The sequence below is a fragment of the Gordonia sp. NPDC003376 genome (assembly GCF_053589235.1).
In genome coordinates this window covers 90,424-110,118 of sequence record NZ_JBSFRM010000015.1, presented here as the reverse complement: position 1 = coordinate 110,118, position 19,695 = coordinate 90,424, and the positions used below count along the sequence as shown (strand labels likewise).

Here is a 19,695-nt window from a genome sequence, read left to right as displayed (position 1 = left end):
GTCAGTCGTGTCCTCCGGTGGTCAGCTCCGCGATGATCCGGCGAGCAGTTGTCATTCCGGATTCGATTGCCCCGTCGATGAATCCGGCCCATCCAGCCGCGTAGTCGGAGCCGGCCACGCGCACCTTACGTGACGTGTCGGAGGCGATCGCGATGACGGACTCGAGCTGGTTGGTCGACAGCATCGGCCAGGTCTCGCCGGACAACGGGTCGGCGGTCCAGTCGTGTGCATCGACGGCAACCACCTCGAGATCGGGTCGCCACTTGTGTAGCTCGTCCTCCACCGCTTTCGGGTCGGTGAGGTCGATGAGCCCCGATCGGGGGCCGAACGCCACCAGCAGACTGTCCCCGTCGCAGGCGTATTCGTACTGGACGAAGTTGAGGACGGAGTCGCTGTCGGCCATTGCGGCGAGTCGATCGACGTCGCCCTTGACCCGGATCCACACCTTGACGCCGGTCGAGGTCTGACCTTCGTCGGACACCTTCGGAATATCATGTCCGAGTGGAGGAGTCACCGAGATCGAGTTGACGATGTCGAGCGGGACGGTGAGCACGGCGCGCCGGCCACGCAGACGCGTGCCGTCGGTGCAGGTCACCACCACCCCGTCGGCCGACTCGTCGACTGTGGCCACGGTGGTGTCCAGCCGGAAGTCGGCGCGCCGGGCGTCGGTCGCGATGGCGTCGATGAGCGAGCGCGTCCCGCCGGCGAGTTTGTATGTGGCACAGGCTTCGAACAGTAGGCGCCAGTCGCCGCCGGCGAGTGCGGCCCAGCGCAGCGCCTGCGTGAAAGCGCCCCGCGCGGGATCTCCGCTGAAGTTCATCGCCCACATGCCGTCGAGAACGGCGCGCTGTTGCGGATCGAGGTCGAGCTCGGTGAGTTTCTCGGCGATGCTGATCCCGTCCAGTCGCTTGGCCTTCTCCGACAGCTCGCGCAGGTCGTACGGGTGCGGGAACACCTCCCGTGCCGTGGCGAGGACGTCGTTCATGGGGTCGTCGAGCAGGTCGAGGAGCTGATCGGCGGTACCGGTGTGGAGTTCGCCACCGGCGCACCAGTAGGCGGTGTCCAGCGTGGGGCTGGTGGTGAGGTCGAGTTGGTAGCGGGTGATCTCGGCCCAGACATGGGGCTGGATCCAGTGCACCCAGGTGCCGCCGAGCTCGAGCTCGCGCCCGAGCGGACTCGGGCGGAACCACGTGCGCCCGCCGAGCCGGTCGCGTGCTTCGAGGACCGTGACGGACACGCCGTTCTGGCTGAGTTCTCGTGCGATCGCCGTGCCGGCGAATCCGCCCCCCACGACGACGACATCGGTGTCGAATTGTTGCATTGCTGGCTCCTGGTCCATCAGAGGAGACGGTGAAGGTGGGTCGCGTCGTTGCGACGGGACCGGTCCGAACCGCACGCCTTTGTGCAGGGCTGGGCCGAGGAATCCGACAGGTTCGTCGGAGATCTGAACGCCGACTGACGATCCGGCGCGTGGGCTAGAACTGGACGCGTGGACAATTTGTCGGCGGCACCCAGTGTGCCGCACCGAACCAAACTGGTCAACTGGACAATTTCTGTCTTTCGGTAGGAAGATATATTCGCTGTGTGGTGACGTGGGCAGCGGATGAAGCGGAAACGTGGTGACGATGGCGGCAGAGGCCCGGAATGGACTCCGGTACGGAGAGGGTCGGGAGGCGCTCTTGGCCGCTGCGGTGAAAGTCGTTGCCGAACAGGGTCTGCGCAAGCTCTCCTATCGCGCGGTCGCGCGGGAGGCGGGGGTGGCACACGGATTGGTCGCCCACCACTTCGGGACCGGGGACGCGTTGTTGGAAGCGGCGCTGAAGTACTCGGTGGGTCAGAGTGTGGCGTCGGTCAGTACTCGACCCGGAAGCGGGGATCTCGATGCACTGTTCGCCGGGCTGGTGTCCATGGTCCGTGCGAATCCCCACGACCAGGCGTTCCAATACGAGCTCATCCTCGAATCGAGGCGGTCGCCCGAACTCCGCCCATATGTACAGGAGATATACGACGCCTACACCCGGGTGCTCGGGGACGAGCTGGCAGCCGCGGGCCTCGGCGCCGACCCCGGACTGACCCATCTGGTGTACTGCGTGGGCGACGGAATCGTGTTTCAGGATCTGACGCTCACCGACGACGACGGCATCGCCGAGCAGGCTGTCGAGTCGTTGCGCCGGCTGCTCAGGGCCGCCAAGGCGATGGCCGCGCAACCCCCCGAACCGAAGCGCAGCTGACCATCCCGGCGTCCACAGGCAAGGGGACGTGACGGCCCGGCGGCCCGGTGACGCAGACTCCCTACGTCGCTCTCGTGGGAGGGGAGGAAGTTCGCGAAACCGCAGTTCAACGGTTCGACGGTCGCGGTCTGGTAACGCGATCTGGCTGGATTCGTAACATCACTGGTTGGCACCCGGGTCACCGAGTTGACCGGAACGGAACTGTTGACGGATTGACCAGGGATCGAAACCACGCGCCCTCAACATTTCCCGCGCGGCGAGCGCCTGTCCATCTTTATCGGGGTGTGGACCGACGGTAACTCGGTCGAGCGTCGGGTGCTCGCACTTGCCGGGTTCCCGCAGGCCATTCAATGAGATCTGCTGACTCCACGCGACACACACGCGGGGACTGTTGCGGTTTCCGAGCGATGGCGGGCGGAGATAGCGCGATGTGCTCCGGTGTGCCCTCCTCGTGGAGGTTGTCCCTGTCGAGCGGACGACACACGCAACTCGTTTCCGGTCGAACGTCGACAAGAATGTCATTGGCATCGGGCAACAAGTCGGCACGGTTACCACACATCGGGGTGGCCCCGACAGATGGAGATGGCGATGTTCGAGGCAGTGGGAATTGCGCTGTACCCGATGCGACGGGTGGCAAGCCTCGCGCTGCAGATCGCGTATACAAACACGATCATCACATGTGTCCCGGTAAGGGACTGCGAGGGTGACTGCGTTGGATTCCGTTGCTCAGCTTGTTCCCGCCATGCAACTTCGGTGGGGCTTGCGGGACCACAGCAGCACCACATTGGAACGAAACCGGGCCACGCTGTCGTAACAAAGGTATGACGCAGATGCACAAGGACACAGACACCTGGACGGATGGCGACCGGGTGCCGACGCCGGCCGAGACTCGAGAGTGGCAGCGGGAGAACACGTTTCTCCCTTCCGACGAAGCAACGCCGGACACATATCCGGCGGTCTACAATATGTCCGCAGGAATGATGTTCGGGGGTGTCATCCGCCCCGTCGACCCACAGCCACCCGACTATGTTGCCATCCAGATGGACCAGTCCAACCCGGAGATCGGCGGGCAAGTCGGGATGTGGAACATGCTGTGGGAAGCCGGGCAGTGTCGACGGCGGTTCTTCAACGAGAGCACGATGCCTCCGCAGATCGCGAAGATCGCCGACTTGGGCGATATCAACACAATCTTCGTACCGCGAACGGTCTCCCGATACTTCGAATATTCGACTCTCTTCCATATCCTGCCGAGGGCAACTGTCGAAAAGGGCGAGGAAGAAGCATCGTTGTCGTCGCCGACACCGTCGAGGCCGCTGACGGTGACGGTCAACTGCGCGGAATCCTCGACGCAGTTCGGGCGCACCGCGTTGCCGACGACTCTTCGGCGCGATGGTCGAATGCGCGCGAAGATTTCGAGCGAAAGATGTACCGGAAGCGCAACAAGGTTCAAGTGCGGTTCGTTGAGCTGACGGACACAATTCCAGTTCAAGGACCAGAATGCGACGTTCTGGGCAACCTTGTGACCAATGACTTTCTGGCATTGCGCGACACCCAGCAGCGCGAGATTGTTGTCCTACGATCTGACGTCACGTTGGACCCTTTCGGTTCCGACTGAGGCGCCGACTCGCATCTTCCTCGACATGATCCACATCGCGTCCGCATCAACGAGCCCGCTGCAGACGGCGAAACAAACCGCATGGAGTACCCCCGCCTAGCGGTCGCTGCCGACGAGGGCCAGCCCATGACCGTCTACAACCGCATCTACCCGTACCGGTCCGACGCGGAATCGGCCAACAACACCATCGACGTCGACTGGTACCGAGGCCGCGCGATCTCCACCACCTGCAGCGGCCAGTACCTCGTCATGCTCGGCCACGCCCTCGCCCGTAACGCCTACGCCGACCGGCTCTGGTGACACGAACATCCTGACCCAGGCGAGCCGCCCGTGCCCTGAGCGCACCCGACACCCGGCTGATCGGCGACAACGAACACCGCCGGCGACACCTCACGCCCGAAGCGACGTGAGGCGCGTTGCCATGCCCGCACCAGGCTGCCGTAGACTTCTCACGTCGGCAGCCGGAGCGCGTGCGGTCACCGACACGGGCTGGACGAAGAAATCCCAGGTAGAAGCCCCGCGACATCACGACATTGCGGGAACTTCCTCCATTACTTCACCCAGTCCCCGCTCTCGTAGCTCAGGGGATAGAGCACGGCTCTCCTAAAGCCGGTGTCGCAGGTTCGAATCCTGCCGGGAGCACTGTGACAACCGTGCCGCCCTCCGGGCGGTGTGCGCCCGTTGCGTTGTTTGAAAGAGATTCATGCGGGCGCACTGTGGCGTCGGTACCGGCGTCCGACGGCGACGGAGACCGGGCAACGGCTGGTTCGGCCCGGGGCGCCGCCCGCGGGCGTGCTGTGCCGGCGACGGCGCCTGCGCTACGGTGTCCTGCGTGGACTCCCCGAACCCTCAGACAGTCCTCGTCACCGGCGCGACCAGCGGAATCGGTGCCGAGGTGGCCAGACAGATGGTGGCGCGCGGACACCGCGTGTTCGGCACCAGCCGCAACCCCGACACCGTCGCCGACCCCATTCCCGGCGTCACCTACGTTCGCCTCGACAACGCCGACTACGCCACCGCCGACACGTGTGTCGCCGCGGTCGGTGACGTCGACATCCTGATCAACAACGCGGGGGAGTCACAGGCCGGGGCGCTCGAGGACACCCCGATGAGCGCCGTCGAGGACCTGTTCACCGTCAACGTCTTCGGCCCGGTCGCCCTCACCAAGGCGGTGCTACCGGGAATGCGCACACGCCGCCGCGGCACCGTGGTGATGGTGGGATCGATGCTCTCGAGCTTCCCGGTGGCCTTCCGCTCCAACTATGCGGCCACCAAGTCGGCGCTCAAGGCCTACGCGCTGGCCACCCGCCGTGAGGTCGCGCCCTACGGCATCCGGATGATCAGCGTCGAACCCGGCACCATCGCCACCGGCATCGGCGACCGCCGCAGTATCCACATCGCCGACGGCTCGCCGTACGCCGCCGAGTTCCAGACCCTGGCCGCCGCCACCCGCCGCAACGAGGCCGAGGGGATCGACGCCGCGACGATGGCCTCGGTGATCGTCGACGCCGCACTCGCCGAGCATCCGAAACCCTTCTACGCCAAGGGTAACCGTGCCGAGATCGTGTTCCTGCTGCGCCGGCTGCTGCCGCGGCAGGTGATCCTCGACTTCACCGCACGCACACACGGCCTGCCGCGGGTCTCGATCTGATCCATGCGAATCATCCTGCGCGTCATCGGGATCGGACCGGGCGGTCCCCGACAGCTCACCCTCCAGGCGATCGACGCGATGGCCGACGTCGACGCCTTCCTCGCCCTCGACAAGGGGGCGGTGAAGAGCGGTCTCCTCGACGCCCGTCGAGAGATCCTGGAACACCATGCCCCACAGGGGTATTCGGTGATCGAGATCCCCGACCCGCCCCGTGACCGACACCCCGCCGACTACGACGCCGAGGTGCGACGCTGGCATGCCGCGCGCGCCGATCTCATCGCCCGCACCCTCACCGAACAGGTCGGGGACGGCGGTGTCGCCGCCTTCCTGGTGTGGGGAGACCCGGCGCTCTACGACTCCACCCTGCGGATCGCCGACGACCTCGCCGCCCGCGACGATCTCGAGCTCACCGTCGAGGTGATCCCCGGCGTGACCAGCGCCAGCGCCCTGACTGCGGCGCACCGGATCGTCGCGCACCGCATCGGCGAACCCGTCCACATCACCACCGGACGCCGACTCGCCGACACCCCGCCCGGCGCCGACGGCAACCAGATCGTCATGCTCGACGCCGATCTCGGTTTCCGCCACACCGCCGACGCCGACGACCACATCTGGTGGGGTGCCTATCTGGGCACCCCCGACGAGATCCTGATCGAGGGGCGGGTCGGCGACGTCACCGACAGCATCGTCGCCGCGCGCGCCGAGGCCCGCGAACGGATCGGCTGGATCATGGACATCTACCTGCTGCGCAAGACCCGCAGCTGACGCGACGCCCCGCTCACCACACGACTTCGGCCAGGACCTCCAGGATCGGCTCGGCCAGGTCGGGGCGGCAGATCACGAAATCCGGCATGTACGGCTGCGGTTGGTTGTAGACGATCGGTGCCCCATCGAGGCGGCTGCAGTGCAACCCGGCCGCCAGTGCCACCCCGACCGGTGCCGCGTTGTCCCACTCGTACTGCCCGCCGGCGTGGACGTAGGCGTCGGCGTCGCCGCGCACCACCGCCATCGCCTTGGCGCCCGCCGATCCGATCGGCGTCATCTGCAGGCCGAGGCGCTGGGCCACCAGGGTCACCTCGTATGAGGTGCCCCAGCGGGAGACCGCGATCCGCCCGGACGGCGGCGCGGGCGGGGCGTCGACGGTGTCGGTGCGGAAGACCTCCCCGGTGGCCGGCAGTGCCACCGCCGCGTCGATGACCTCGCCGTCCTCGGTCAGGGCCACGTGCACGGCCCAATGATCGCTGCCGGCGGCGAACTCGCTGGTCCCGTCCAAGGGGTCGATGATCCACACCCGCCGGGCGCTCGCCCGGTCACCGACGTCGCGCGCCTCCTCCGACAACACGGCATCGCGAGGACGGTGGCGGCGCAGTACCGCACCGATCCAGGCCTGCGCGAGGGCGTCCCCGGCGTCACCGAGCATCCGGCCGCCCAGCAGGTCGCCGGAGCGCACCCCGAGCAGGATCTCTCCGGCCCCCTCGGCGATGCGGGCGGCCAGCTCGGCGTCGGAAAGGGCGGAGATCATCTGTTCACTAGAGCACACTGGAGACATGCCGGAACTCCCCGAGGTCACCGCGATCGCGGATTTCGTCGACGGCCGCGCCGCCGGTCTCCCGATCCGCCGTGTCGACGTCGCATCGCTGTCGGTGCTCAAGACCGCCGACCCGCCCTACACCGCCCTGGTCGGCCGCATCATCGAATCGGTGGGCCGCGTCGGGAAGTACCTGATCATCCGCACCGTCCCGGGCCCGGACACCCCCGACGCCGACCCGGTGCTGTTCCTGGTCATCCACCTGTCCCGGGCCGGCTGGCTGCGCTGGGCCGAGGACCTCTCACCCCGACCGTTGCGCCCCGGCGGCAAGAGCCCGATCGCGCTGCGGGTGCACTGCGGGCTGCCGGGGGAGGGATTCGACGTGACCGAGGCCGGTACCCAGAAACGTCTCGCGGGATGGATCGTTCGGGATCTGTCGGAGGTGGAACGTATCGCCTCCCTGGGGCCGGATGTGCTGGCGCTGAGCCGCGACGAGTTCGCCGACATCCTCGCCGGCTCGGGCGGACGCATCAAGAACGTCCTCACCGATCAGCGGATCGTGGCCGGGATCGGCAACGCCTATTCCGACGAGATCCTGCACGCCGCCAAGATGTCTCCCTTCGCCACCGCCAAGACGCTCACCGCAGACCAGGTCGAGACCCTCTATGCGGCGATCCGCGACGTCTTCACCGACGCCATCGGACGGCTCGAGGGGCAGCAGGTGGCGAAGCTCAAGTCGGAGAAGCGAACAGGACTGAAGGTGCACGCCCGTACCGGACTACCGTGCCCGGTGTGCGGCGACACCATCCGCGAGGTGTCCTTCGCCGACCGCTCGTTCCAGTACTGTCCGATCTGCCAGACCGGCGGCAAGGTGCTCGCCGACCGTCGGATGTCGCGGCTGCTCAAGTGAATCCGGCCGACCCGCTCGTCGCGACGCTGCGATCGGCGGGATGTGTCTTCGCCGAGGAGGAGGCGACGATCCTGCGGGAGACCGCCGGCGGCGACACCGGACTGCTGTACCGATTGTGCGCCCGTCGGATTCGTGGGGAACCACTCGAGCACGTCGTCGGGTGGGTGGCATTCGCCGGCCGACGGTTGTCGGTGGGGCCGGGGGTGTTCGTGCCGCGCCGCCGATCGGAACTGCTGGCCGCGGTGACCCTCGGTGCGGCCGCGCTGGTCCGGGAACCGACTGTGCTGGAAGACTACTGCGGGGTGGCGCCGATCGCGGCCACCGTGGCCGCCCATCTGCCCACCGCCAACGTCCATGCCACCGACATCGACGAGCGCGCCCTGGTCCACGCGCGACGCAACGTGGGTGTCGGGCGGGTGTATCGCGGCGACGGGCTGGCGGGCGTGCCCACCGATCTGCGGGGTGCGATCACCGTGCTCGCCGCCGTCCCGCCGTATGTGCCGGCCGGTGCGCTGGGGCTGCTGCCGCACGAGGCCGCCGACCACGAACCCCGACGGGCGCTGCTGGCCGGCGCCGACGGGCTCGACGAGGTGCGGCGGCTGATCGTCGACGCACACACCTGGCTCGCACCCGGCGGCCACCTGGCGATCGAGATGAACACCACTCAGGCCGACGTCATCGCCGCCGAGGCCGGCGGGGACCACACCCTCACCCGGTTCGCCGACGCCGACGGTCAGACCGTCGTCGTCCGCCTCACCTGCCCCGGTGGGTGAGGCCCGCCCGATCTGACCGTCGGGTAGGTTGGCTGCCGTGACCCGCGACAAGATCCTGATCACCGGCGCCAGCTCCGGACTCGGCGAGGGAATGGCCCGCGCGTTCGCCGACCGAGGGCGTTCGCTGGGCCTTGCCGCCCGACGCGTCGACCGTCTCGAGGTGCTGGCCGGCGAGATCCGTCCCTCGGCCGGGACGGTCGCCGTCGCCCCGCTCGACGTCACCGACGTCGACTCCGTGCCCGTCGTCTTCGGGCGGTTGCGTGACGAACTCGGCGGACTCGACCGGGTGATCGTCAACGCCGGACTCGGCAAGGGCGCGCCGATGGGCACCGGTAAGATGCACGTCAACCTCGAGACCGTGCAGACCAACCTGATCGGTGCGATCGCCCAGATCGAGGCCGCCCTCGAGATCTTCCGCGCCCAGGGCCACGGCCATCTGGTGCTGATCAGCTCGATGAGCGCGGTCCGCGGATTGCCCAGGGCCCAGACCGCCTACTCGGCGTCCAAGGCCGGACTCACCGCGATCGGTCAGGGTCTGCAGGCCGAGTTCGCCAACTCGCCGATCACCGTGTCGATCGTGTTGCCCGGCTACATCGAGACCGACATCAACCGGGGCGTCAAGACCGCCATGATGACCGACACCGACGCCGGCGTGCGGGCACTGGTCAAGGCGATCGAGTCGGAGAAGGCGTATGCGCCGGTCCCGGCATGGCCGTGGGTACCGATCGACGCCGCCCTGCGATTCCTGCCATCGGCGATCACCCGCCGCATGATCTGAGGCGCCGGTCGCCGGTCGCCGAGGTCAGCCGGCCGGTGCCGGGGAGCTCGGCGTGGCGGACGCGGACGAGACCGGCGTCGGGGTACCCCACACCACCGGATCGGATGCGAAGTCGTACGCCGCGTCACCGGTGGTGTCGGCCCAATAGATGACACTGCCGAGTTCCTGATCGGGATCGGCGTAGGCCACCAGGCAGGTGGCGTACGATTCGCCGCGCTTCATCTTCTCCGGCGGTGACGGGTTGGCGCAGGCGGTCAGCGGTACCGAGGGCGGCAGGGTCAGCGCCGGGGTGCGTCCGTCGGCGCTGCCGGAGAATCCGACCACCGTCGGCGCAGCAGCGGGTTTGACGCTCAGCGCGGTGACCGTCAGGTAGACGAAGTACGCCTTTCCGCCCTGCGTGGCAGCGTCCGGGACGCCCGTACCAGGTGAGATGCCGGTGACGGTGTACATCGCGGTGGCTCCGGCCGGCGCGAACGCATTGGCCGGGAGCACCGCGGTGGCACCGAAATCCAGCGTCGCGCCGGGCGCGGTCCGCGCGGCGGCACCCGCGGGTACCGTGACCGCCGCCGACGTCGGAAACGACGACGTCGCCGGGGCCGTCGAGGGCTCCGACGTGGCACAGGCGGTCAGTGCGGTGGCCAGGGCGGCACCGGCCAGCAGCACACCACCGACCGGCCGCAGGGCTCGGGTACGACGCAACAACACAGGCGAGGTCACCTGCGTAAGGTAGCCGATGTGGCGGGATTGCAGAGTCAACTGGTCGGCGACGGGGCGTTTCAGATCTTCGGTGGTGAGGACGCCGCACGACTCGACGAACTGCTCGCCGACGTTTTCGGGCGTGACGACATCGCGGTGCTGGCCGCCGACTGGCGAGGCATCGTCTACTTCACCCTCGCCGACGACGAGGAGGCCGAACCCGACACCGTGATCGGCTTCGACGCGTCCAGCGGCAGTTCGGGACCGTTGGCGACCGTCGACGAGGTGCTCGCGGCGGTCGGCGACGGCGACATCGCCGAGGCCGTCGACGCCGAGAGCTTCGCCGAATGGCGCGAGGTGACCGGGGCCCCGCCACTCACGCTGGGACAGTGTGTGCCCCCGGTGATGCCGGAATTCCTCGGTGGCGACCCGGCCGAACGCGCGGTCGAGGCCACCGACCTGATCAGCCACATCGCGTCGTCGGCGACGCTGATGGGCCGGCTCGAGGCACTCGGTGTGGCACCCGGCGACGAGATCCCCGCGGAGATCTTCGACGCCGGACACTGGGAGTAGCCTGCGGGTCTAGGCCTGCCGGCCGCGCCGGCTGCGGTACCACCGCACCAACTCGTCGGTCGACGAGTCCGATTGCGCCGCAGGCGCTTGCGGATCGGTGATCACCCCGAGAAGCTCTATCGCCTGGGTCTTGCCGAGCTCCACACCCCACTGGTCGAACGGGTTGATGCCCCAGATGGCGCCCTCGACGAAGACCTGGTGCTCGTACAGTGCGATCAGCTGCCCGATCACCGACGGGGTGAGTTCCGGCGCCAGGATCGAGGTGGTCGGACGATTGCCCGGCATCACCTTGTGCGGCACCACATCCAGGGCCACGCCCTCTGCAGCGATCTCCTCGGCGGTCTTGCCGAACGCCAGCACCTTGGTCTGCGCGAAGTAGTTGCTCATCAGCAGATCGTGCATCGACCCGGGCTCACCGTCGGCCTCACCGTGCGCGGACAGCACCGGCAGATCGTCTGTGGGACGCGCGAATCCGATGAAATCGGCGGGGACCATCCGGGTGCCCTGGTGCAGCAGCTGATAGAACGCGTGCTGGCCGTTGGTTCCCGGCTCCCCCCAGAACACCTCGCCGGTGTCGGTGGAGACGGGCCGGCCGGCGGCGGTGACCGACTTGCCGTTGGACTCCATGGTCAGCTGCTGCAGGTAGGCGGCGAATCGCGCCATATCATTGGAGTAGGGGAGCACCACCCGCGACTGAGCATCCCAGAAGTTGCCGTACCACAACCCGATCAGGCCCAGGATGACCGGCGCGTTGGCCTCGAGGGGTGCGGTACGGAAGTGTTCGTCGACGAGGTGGAAGCCCGCGAGGAACTCACCGAACCGCTCCTTGCCGATGGCTGCCATCACCGACAGTCCGATCGCCGAGTCCACCGAGTAACGTCCGCCGACCCAGTCCCAGAAGCCGAACATGTTGGCCGTGTCGATGCCGAACGCCGCCACGCGATCGGCGTTGGTACTCACGGCCACAAAGTGTTTCGCGACCGCATCGGTGCCGGCGTCGAGGCCGGTGAGCAACCACGAGCGTGCCGCGGCGGCGTTGGTGAGGGTCTCCAGCGTCCCGAAGGTCTTGGACGCGATGATGAACAGCGTCGTCTCCGGGTCGAGGTCGGTGAGGGTGGCCACCAGGTCGGCGGGATCGACGTTGGAGACGAAGTGGCACCGGATGGGGGTGTCCACGTAGTGACGCAGGGCCTGATAGACCATCACCGGACCGAGATCGGAACCGCCGATACCGATGTTGACCACATCGGTGATCGATTTGCCGGTGTGGCCCTTCCACTCTCCGGTGCGCAGCCGATCGGTGAAGGCCCCCATCGCGTCGAGGACCGTGTGCACGTCGGTGACGATGTCCTGTCCGTCGACGACGAGTTCGGCATCGGCGGGCAACCGCAGCGCGGTGTGCAGGACGGCGCGGTCCTCGGAGGTGTTGATATGGGCCCCGGCGAACATCGCATCGCGTCGTTCCTCGAGTCCGGCCTCCCGGGCCAGCGCGAACAGCAGATCCAGCGTCTCCCGCAGTACCCGGTGCTTGGCGTAGTCGATATGCAGATCGCCCACGTCCACGGTGAGCTCGCGTCCACGTCCGGGATCGGCGTCGAAGACCTCCCGCAGATGCAGGGAGTGGACCTGTGCCTGATGGGCGGTGAGCGTCCGCCAGGCCTCGGTTGCCGTGATGTCGGGGGTTTCCGTCTTGTCACCGTCGAGGTCACTGGTCATGCCCACCACCCTATGTGGTGGTGAGACTCGAGGCGATACGACTTCTGTGGCGCACGCCACAGATCCGGGCTGCCTGGTGGCGGCGCGGTCAGCGCCCGAGCGGGCCCCGGCCGAGACGCAGCAGCAGCATCGCGAGGGTGTGTCCCTCCTGGCCGAGCTCGGCGAACCGGTCGAGTACCTTGACCTCGCGGCTGTGCACCAGCCGCGGTCCGCCCGAGGCCATCCGTGCGGCACCGATCTTCTTCGACACGGCCGATCGTCGTTTGACGGCGGCCAGGATCACCGCGTCGAGGCGGTCGATCTCGCCGCGCAGCACGTCGATGTCATCGCTGAGGCCGGACACGTCGGACTGCAGCTCGTAATACGACAGATCGATCGAGTCCGCGAACGAGCCCGACGATCCGCTGGTGGGGTCTGTCACCCCGCCGATTTTGCCACGCGGCTTTCGGGCCAGGGACACTGGTGGCCATGCCCAGCCCGCGGACGGTGCCGTCCACACCCGAGAATTCCGACCACGCACCGTCAGCGGAGACGGCATCGCGGGGGCGATCGGTACTGGTCTCGCCGACCCTGCCCGCCCTGGTGGCGATCGCGCTGATCGTGGCACAACTGGTCATCCGCGGATGGCTGGCGGGCACCGGGAACTTCTATTGGGACGACCTGATCCTGATCGGTCGGGCATCCACGCAGCCGATCCTGTCGTGGGAGTTCCTCGGACACTCGCACGACGGCCACTTCATGCCGGCCGCGTTCCTGGTGGCCGGCATCTCCACCGTGCTCGCCCCGGTCACGTGGGCGCTGCCGGCGGCCACCCTGGTGGTGCTGCAGGCGATCGCATCGCTGTCGGTGTGGCGGATGATCCGCACGATCGTGCCGCCGGCCGACGGCGTCACCGCCCGGCGTGACCTCGCAGCCCTTGGGGCGCTGGCGTTCTACCTGTTCACGCCGATGACGGTGGCAGGTTTCGTGTGGTGGGCGGCCGGGCTGAACACCCTTCCGATGCAGGCGGCGATGGCGTGGATCGTCGCCGACGCGGTGATCCTGGTGCGCGGTGACGTCGACCCGCGGCGCGCCCGCCTGATCGTCATCCGGTCGGCCGTCGTCTTCGTGGTGGCGCTGGCGTTCTTCGAGAAGTCGCTGTTCATCCTGCCGGTGGCCTGTGCCGCCGCGGTGCTCGCCTCACGGTTCACCGACCGGCCGCCGTTGACCGTGGCCTTCGTCCGCGGCCGGCGGCTGTGGACGGTGCTCGGCGTCATCTTCGTCGCGTGGGCGCTGGCGTATTTCTCGATCTCCGACGCCACCGCCGGCGAGCACTCGATCTCGCAGACCGCGCACCTGGTGTGGCGGTCGGTCAACGATGCCGTGGTGCCGTCGCTGGTCGGGGGTCCCTGGGACTGGCAACGCTGGGTGCCGAGCCCGCCGATGGGTTTCGCCCCGATCTGGATGATCGTGGCCGGTTGGGTGCTGCTGGTCGCACTAGCGATGGTCGCGGTGCGTCTGCGGACCGGTGCGATCGCCGTGCTGATCTGCGCGGCGCTCTACGTCGTCGTCGCCCAGATCCCGGTGATGTGGAACCGGTCCTCGGCGAACACCGCCCTCGAACTCGCCCAGACCATGCGCTACCTACCCGATTCCGCCCTGGTGCTGGCCCTCGCCGCGGCGCTGCTCATCGGTGCACCTGCGCGCCGCGGTGTGCAGGCGTCGGCGTCACGGCACGCCCGCGTCGACGACGCCGCGTCGCCGATGTCGGCGGCGGCCGTGCCTGCCGGTCTGCTCGTCGGAGCGATCCTGTTCGTCTCGTCCATGCTGTCGCTGGCGTCGTACCAGTCGTCGTGGACCGACGACCCGACCGGGCCGTATCTGGACAACGCCACCCGCGCGCTCGCGGCCAACCGTGATCACCGGATGTTCGATCAGGCCCTGCCACTGGAGGTACTGCTGCCGGTGGCGTTCCCGGAGAACCAGATCAGCCACACCTTCGGTCGGGTCTCCGACCGCCCCGAGTTCGGGGGGTGGACCGACCGGCTCGAGGTGCTCGATCCCGCCGGCAACCTCACCGCCGGCGCGGTCACCCCGCAACGGACGATCGTCGCGGGCCGGGGGACGTGCGCGCGGCCCGAGCTGACCGGCCCCACCGACCTGCGCCTCGACGGTCCGCTGCTGCAGTGGCGGTGGACCGTCGCACTGACCTACTGCGCCAACCGGTCCGGCGAGGTCGACTTCTCCCTCGACGGTGGGGGTCCGGTCCGGGTTCCGGTCGAGGCCGGACTGCATGCGGTCTATGTGCAGCTCGACGGTTCCGGCACCGCCGTCCACGTCCGGCCGATCACCGCCGGGCTCGCCCTGCACTCCGGTGAGGGTCGCGTGGGTGAAGTGGTCGACGCGAGCCTGCTCGGCGGGTGAATCCGGCCCGTTCGGTTCGGTTCGGTGGCGCAGCGGGTCGCGGCCGGCGGTGAGGGCGGTCAGCTCTCCTGTTCGGCCAGGTACACGGTGATGTGGTCGCCGAGGCCTGCCTGGGTCACCATCGCCTTGAGGGCGTCCACCGTCTTCTGTTCGGGGCTGTAGTAGACGATCCGGCCGTCGCCGGCGGCCGCGACCTGCTTGGTCATCTGGTCGCGGAGGGTGGTGGTTCCCGCCCAGGACGGGTCGAAGGCGGTGCCGGTCACGTGGTCGGCATAGCCGGGGGCGAAGGCCACCAGATACGCCCCTCGGGGGCCGTACCCGTCGAACAGGTAGTCGCCGCGTTTGATCACGTAGCTGCTCGGCAGCCCGGCGATGTAGAAGTTGTAGTTCGCGGCGTCGGGCCGTTTGGTTCCGGTCCGCTGCATCGTGAACTGGCGTTGGGTGGCCTCCTGGTTGGACTTCAGGTAGTCGGTCAGGTCCGCGGCGCCGTAGTCCAGGAACGGCAGATAGGTCAGCTTCACGTTGGGGCGCAGGGAGCCGCCGCCGGAACCGAGATTCGTCGCGACACATCGGGTGCTGCCGGTCCTGCCGAAGTCGACGCGGACCACCGGCGTGCAGGTCCCGCCGAGCGCACCGGCCGGCTGCGAGTTGACGATGAAGTTGATCGTGAGGCCGTAGTTGACGTGCCCGGGGACGGCGTCGTCATTGCTCTTCGGTGTGCCCGACACGGTGAAGTCGTATCCGCACGCCACGTTGGTGCAGTCGCCGGTCTGCTTCCAGTCGAGGATGCCGAGCCGGGCGTTGGGCAGGTCCTCCAGCAGCATGCCGGGGGCGGGGACGGAAGCGAGCTGGGAGGTCAGGCCGCGCTGTTCGTCGAACATGGAATTGAGCTGGTCGACCGGCAGCGGCGTGACGTCGGTGTCGAGCTGGTAGGTGGTCCGGCCGCTGGGGGTGGCGTACTCGCCCTTGAGGTGGGTGATCGCCTTGGTCGACGGATCGAAGGTGATCTCCCACTTGCCGGCCCGGACCTTGTCGTCGGCGAGCGTCTCGATCGGCGGGTCCGAGGTCGGCCAGAAGCGCGCGTCGGGGGAGTTGGCGTTCGGCGAGGCCAGCTCGGCGCCGAGGGTCGGCGGTGACACGAGGTCGGCGTTGCCGATGCGCCCGGCCATGATCTGCGGGGACAGGATCGACCCGAGCGATGGCATGGCCCACTCGGCGCCGGCCCACGCATTGTCGAACGGGGCGAGGTCGACGTCCTGCAGGGTGTCGGCCGACAACAGTTTCTGCCAGAACGCGGTCGGCGCCTTGGCGAAGGCGTAGTTGCCGATCTGGGTGTAGTCGGCACGCTGACCGTCGACGGTGACCTGGCCCGACGCGTTGTTGGACAGGGTGACCGTGAGATCGGCGAGCTGGTAGGTCTCCGAGGTGCTCCCGTACTTCTGGACGAGCGTGCCGTTGTAGCGGGCGCCGGGGCTGCTCCCGTACTGGAAGGCCACCTGATCGAGACTGGACTGCGCGCGGAACGCCGGAGTCGCCTCGGCGGCGCCCGAGGCACTCCAGGGGATGAACGACAGCACCAGGGCGACGATCACCGCCACGGCGCCGATTCCGGACAACAGCAGGGCAAGAACCTTCGTCGAGTTCGTCATGTCTCGTTTCCTCGGTGGTCGCTGCACGGCGGCTGATCAACACTAAACACGACACCGCCCGCACAGAACACCTTGACTGACGCGACCGAATGACGCGCCGGATTGTTCCAGATCGGGCTCCGGCGGGTCGGGGGCTGTCGGAGCCCGGGGGTAGCCTGAGATACCGATGACCAGTTCTGTTCACCCCGCTTCCCGCCGTCCGGCCCAGGCCGTGTCGGCGCGCCCCGCCGATCCCACCGCGAGTCCCGCCGACGACCGAGTCGCCCGTCTGCTCGACGGGCTCAACCCGCAGCAGCGTGCGGCGGTGGTGCATTCGGGTCCGCCGCTGCTGATCGTGGCCGGTGCCGGATCGGGCAAGACCTCGGTACTCACCCGGCGGATCGCGTATCTGCTCGCGGCCCGGGATGTCACCCCGGGACAGATCTTGGCGATCACCTTCACCAACAAGGCTGCCGCCGAGATGCGCGAGCGCGTCATCGCGCTGGTCGGGCCCCGCGCGTCGTTCATGTGGGTGTCGACGTTCCACTCGACCTGTGTCCGCATCCTGCGAGCCCAGTCGGCACTGCTGGCACCGATGAACTCCAACTTCTCCATCTACGACTCCGACGACTCCAAGCGTCTGCTCGGAATGGTGATCGGCGATCTCGAGCTCGATCCCAAGAAGTTCGCGCCGCGCGGGGTGGCGGTGAGCATCTCGAACCTGAAGAACGAACTGATCGACCCCGATCAAGCGCTCGCCGACGCCGGTGACGAGCCCACAGCGCGCACCATCGCCCAGATCTACGGCGAGTACCAGCGGCGGCTGCGGGCGGCCAATGCGTTCGACTTCGACGACCTGATCGGCGAGACCGTCGCCCTGCTCCAACGCCACCCCGAGGTCGCCGGGTACTACCGCCGTCGGTTCCGCCACGTCATGGTCGACGAGTATCAGGACACCAACCACGCGCAGTACGTGCTGATCCGCGAACTCGTCGGTCTCGACACCGCCGGGGATGGCTCCGGTTCTCCCGACACCGGCGTGCCGCCGTCGGAGCTGTGTGTGGTGGGTGACGCCGACCAGTCGATCTATGCTTTCCGTGGCGCCACCATCCGTAACATCGAAGAGTTCGAGCGCGACTTCACCAACGCGGAAACCATTCTGCTGGAACAGAACTACCGCTCGACGCAGACCATCCTGTCCGCTGCGAACGCGGTGATCGCGCAGAACCCGAACCGTCGAGAGAAGCGGCTGTGGACCGATTCCGGTGACGGCGAGCTGATCGTCGGCTTCGTCGCGGAGTCCGATCGCGACGAGTCGATGTTCGTGGCCACCGAGATCGAGCGGCTCACCGACCACACCATCGGCGGCGCGCAGAGCAACACCTACGCCGACGTCGCCGTGTTCTACCGCACCAATACCGGCTCACGTGCGTTGGAAGAGGTGTTCGTCCGGCACGGCATCCCCTACAAGGTGGTCGGCGGGACCAAGTTCTACGAGCGCAAGGAGGTCCGCGACGTCGTCGCATACCTGCGTGTGGTGGCCAACCCGGATGACGCGGTGAGCCTGCGCCGCATCCTGAACACCCCGCGCCGCGGTATCGGCGACCGTGCAGAGGCGTGTGTGGCGGTGCACGCGGAGAATCGGGGTATCTCGTTCTACCAGGCGCTGGTGGAGGGAGCGGCCGGTCAGGTGGCCCTGCTGAACACCCGTGCGGTCAAGCAGATCGGCGGCTTCGTCGACATGATCGAGGGATTGCGCACCGACTTCCTGGTGACGTTCGCCGCGGAGGGTGAGGCCGAGTCCGACACCGCCGTGATCGATGCGACCGAGGAGGCCGCCGACATCGGCGAACTCGTCGATGCGATCGTCGAGCGCAGCGGGTACCGCGCGGAGCTCGAGGGCTCAAGTGACCCGCAGGACGGGGCACGCCTGGACAACCTCAATGAATTGATCTCGGTGGCAAGGGAATTCAGCCTCGAGGCGGCTGAGGCGGCAGCCGAGCTGGATGCCGAAGAGGAGCAGATGCGTGAAGGGGAGCCCGAGCCGGGTTCGCTCGCGGCCTTCCTCGAGAAGGTGGCCCTCGTCGCCGACGCCGACCAGCTACCCGACGAGGGTGAGGGTGTGGTCACACTGATGACGCTGCACACCGCAAAGGGTCTGGAGTTCCCGGTGGTCTTCGTGACCGGTTGGGAAGACGGGCATTTCCCGCACATGCGTGCCCTCGGCGACCCGAACGAACTGAGCGAGGAGCGGCGTCTCGCCTACGTGGGTATCACCCGCGCCAAGCAGCGGCTGTATCTGACGCGTGCACTCACCCGTGCATCATGGGGTCAGCCGGTGTCGAATCCGGAATCCCGCTTCCTGCAGGAGATCCCGCAGCATCTGATCGAGTGGAAGCAGACCGAGCGGCGTCGGTCGGGCCGAAGCTTCGGTTCCTCCGGTGGGGTGTTCGGCCGCGGTGATTCCACTCGGAGCGACTCCGGTCGGGGGCTCGGCCGGGCGTCGTACTCCTCGGATCCGAATCGTGGTCGCAACAAGCAGGTGAACTATGACATCGGCGAGCGGATGAACCATCCGAAGTACGGCCTGGGCAAGGCCGTCGCCAAGGAGGGCAACGGTCCGACCGAACGCATCACCTTCGATTTCGGCAACGGCGTCGGCCGCATGACGTTCATGACCCTGGGTGGTCTGCCAGGGGAGAAGCTCTAGCGTCGTCCTGCTCAATGGACAAGGGGCCCAAGGTGGTTGACCTGTATCGAAACCTCTGTCGGGTGACGTCGGATGTGGTTGCGGACATGTGTGTGTCACCGGGTTTCGACGGCCGGTCGGCCTCGCTGGGCGAGGACGTCCTGCTCAACCATCGAGGGGGTGTGGCGCACGCTGGTTGAGTCGCTGGGCGAGGACGTCCTGCTCAACCATCGAGGGTGAGTGGAGCACGCTGGTTGAGCCGGGACCGAGCGGAGCGAGGACCCGTGTCGAAACCTCTGTCAGCCGACGTCGGATGTGGTTGCGGACAAGTCGATCTCACGGTGACCGGCTCAAATCGGTTGTGGAGCACGCTGGTTGAGCCGGGACCGAGCGGAGCGAGGACCCGTGTCGAAACCTCTGTCGGGTGACGTCGGATGTGGTTGCGGACATGTGTGTGTCACCGGGTTTCGACGGCCGGTCGGCCTCGCTGGGCGAGGACGTCCT

The 19,695-nt window shown here is 67.7% G+C and carries 17 protein-coding genes and 1 tRNA gene; 12 read left to right on the top strand and 6 right to left on the bottom strand.

The genetic code is table 11. The features are described from left to right. Position 1: 1 nt before the first annotated feature. Positions 2-1,321, bottom strand: coding sequence for an NAD(P)/FAD-dependent oxidoreductase (locus ACWDUA_RS16145; protein WP_449752009.1), 1,320 nt, complete (start codon positions 1,319-1,321; stop codon positions 2-4). Positions 1,322-1,625: 304 nt separating this feature from the next. On the opposite strand from ACWDUA_RS16145, the gene ACWDUA_RS16140 reads away from it, so the two are divergent. From ACWDUA_RS16140 to cobF, 6 genes are all read left to right on the top strand, one after another. After that, positions 1,626-2,231: a TetR/AcrR family transcriptional regulator gene (locus ACWDUA_RS16140; RefSeq protein WP_449752008.1), complete on the top strand. Its 606-nt coding sequence runs from the start codon at positions 1,626-1,628 to the stop codon at positions 2,229-2,231. 821 nt (positions 2,232-3,052) lie between these two features. Continuing rightward, on the top strand, positions 3,053-3,700 hold the full coding sequence (locus ACWDUA_RS16135) for a hypothetical protein (RefSeq protein ID WP_449752007.1): 648 nt from the start codon (positions 3,053-3,055) through the stop codon (positions 3,698-3,700). A gap of 272 nt (positions 3,701-3,972) precedes the next feature. Then, positions 3,973-4,146: a hypothetical protein gene (locus ACWDUA_RS16130; protein WP_449752006.1), complete on the top strand. Its 174-nt coding sequence runs from the start codon at positions 3,973-3,975 to the stop codon at positions 4,144-4,146. Between the two features lie 269 nt (positions 4,147-4,415). Next, a tRNA-Arg gene (locus ACWDUA_RS16125) sits at positions 4,416-4,488 on the top strand. A gap of 190 nt (positions 4,489-4,678) precedes the next feature. Continuing rightward, entirely contained in the window at positions 4,679-5,497 is an 819-nt protein-coding gene (locus ACWDUA_RS16120; RefSeq protein WP_449752005.1) for an SDR family oxidoreductase, read from the top strand. 3 nt (positions 5,498-5,500) lie between these two features. Beyond that, a complete protein-coding gene (cobF, locus tag ACWDUA_RS16115; RefSeq protein ID WP_449752004.1) occupies positions 5,501-6,262 on the top strand; it encodes a precorrin-6A synthase (deacetylating) in 762 nt (253 codons plus the stop codon). Positions 6,263-6,275: 13 nt separating this feature from the next. Here cobF and ACWDUA_RS16110 read toward each other — a convergent pair whose 3' ends face one another. Continuing rightward, a complete protein-coding gene (locus ACWDUA_RS16110; protein WP_449752003.1) occupies positions 6,276-7,019 on the bottom strand; it encodes a 3'(2'),5'-bisphosphate nucleotidase CysQ in 744 nt (247 codons plus the stop codon). A 25-nt stretch (positions 7,020-7,044) separates the two neighbouring features. On the opposite strand from ACWDUA_RS16110, the gene ACWDUA_RS16105 reads away from it, so the two are divergent. From ACWDUA_RS16105 to ACWDUA_RS16095, 3 genes are read left to right on the top strand one after another with little or no spacing between them, the layout of a single operon-like run. Beyond that, a complete protein-coding gene (locus tag ACWDUA_RS16105; protein ID WP_449752002.1) occupies positions 7,045-7,935 on the top strand; it encodes an Fpg/Nei family DNA glycosylase in 891 nt (296 codons plus the stop codon). Further along, the gene (locus tag ACWDUA_RS16100; protein WP_449752001.1) at positions 7,932-8,708 is read left to right on the top strand and encodes a N5-glutamine methyltransferase family protein; all 777 of its coding nucleotides are present in this window, start codon (positions 7,932-7,934) and stop codon (positions 8,706-8,708) included. Before ACWDUA_RS16105 ends, ACWDUA_RS16100 begins: the two co-directional genes overlap by 4 nt. Before the next feature lie 28 nt (positions 8,709-8,736). Then, positions 8,737-9,486, top strand: coding sequence for an SDR family oxidoreductase (locus tag ACWDUA_RS16095; protein ID WP_449752000.1), 750 nt, complete (start codon positions 8,737-8,739; stop codon positions 9,484-9,486). Positions 9,487-9,510: 24 nt separating this feature from the next. On the opposite strand, the gene ACWDUA_RS16090 is transcribed toward ACWDUA_RS16095, so the two are convergent. Beyond that, positions 9,511-10,203, bottom strand: a complete 693-nt coding sequence (locus tag ACWDUA_RS16090; RefSeq protein ID WP_449751999.1) for a hypothetical protein — start codon at positions 10,201-10,203, stop codon at positions 9,511-9,513. Between the two features lie 18 nt (positions 10,204-10,221). Between ACWDUA_RS16090 and ACWDUA_RS16085 the strand changes: the two genes are divergently transcribed. Beyond that, positions 10,222-10,755 (top strand): hypothetical protein, encoded by a 534-nt coding sequence (locus ACWDUA_RS16085; protein WP_449751998.1) that lies wholly within the window; start codon positions 10,222-10,224, stop codon positions 10,753-10,755. 9 nt (positions 10,756-10,764) lie between these two features. On the opposite strand, the gene pgi is transcribed toward ACWDUA_RS16085, so the two are convergent. Continuing rightward, on the bottom strand, positions 10,765-12,471 hold the full coding sequence (gene pgi, locus ACWDUA_RS16080) for a glucose-6-phosphate isomerase (RefSeq protein WP_449751997.1): 1,707 nt from the start codon (positions 12,469-12,471) through the stop codon (positions 10,765-10,767). An 88-nt stretch (positions 12,472-12,559) separates the two neighbouring features. Further along, positions 12,560-12,892 (bottom strand): chorismate mutase, encoded by a 333-nt coding sequence (locus ACWDUA_RS16075; protein WP_449751996.1) that lies wholly within the window; start codon positions 12,890-12,892, stop codon positions 12,560-12,562. Positions 12,893-12,939: 47 nt separating this feature from the next. Here ACWDUA_RS16075 and ACWDUA_RS16070 point away from each other — a divergent pair, with 47 nt between their 5' ends. Next, positions 12,940-14,874 (top strand): hypothetical protein, encoded by a 1,935-nt coding sequence (locus ACWDUA_RS16070; protein ID WP_449751995.1) that lies wholly within the window; start codon positions 12,940-12,942, stop codon positions 14,872-14,874. A 59-nt stretch (positions 14,875-14,933) separates the two neighbouring features. On the opposite strand, the gene ACWDUA_RS16065 is transcribed toward ACWDUA_RS16070, so the two are convergent. Then, positions 14,934-16,523, bottom strand: coding sequence for a hypothetical protein (locus tag ACWDUA_RS16065; protein ID WP_449751994.1), 1,590 nt, complete (start codon positions 16,521-16,523; stop codon positions 14,934-14,936). Positions 16,524-16,689: 166 nt separating this feature from the next. Here ACWDUA_RS16065 and ACWDUA_RS16060 point away from each other — a divergent pair, with 166 nt between their 5' ends. Then, complete coding sequence (locus ACWDUA_RS16060) at positions 16,690-19,212, top strand: UvrD-helicase domain-containing protein (protein WP_449751993.1); 2,523 nt, start codon at positions 16,690-16,692, stop codon at positions 19,210-19,212. The last annotated feature ends 483 nt before the right edge of the window (positions 19,213-19,695 follow it).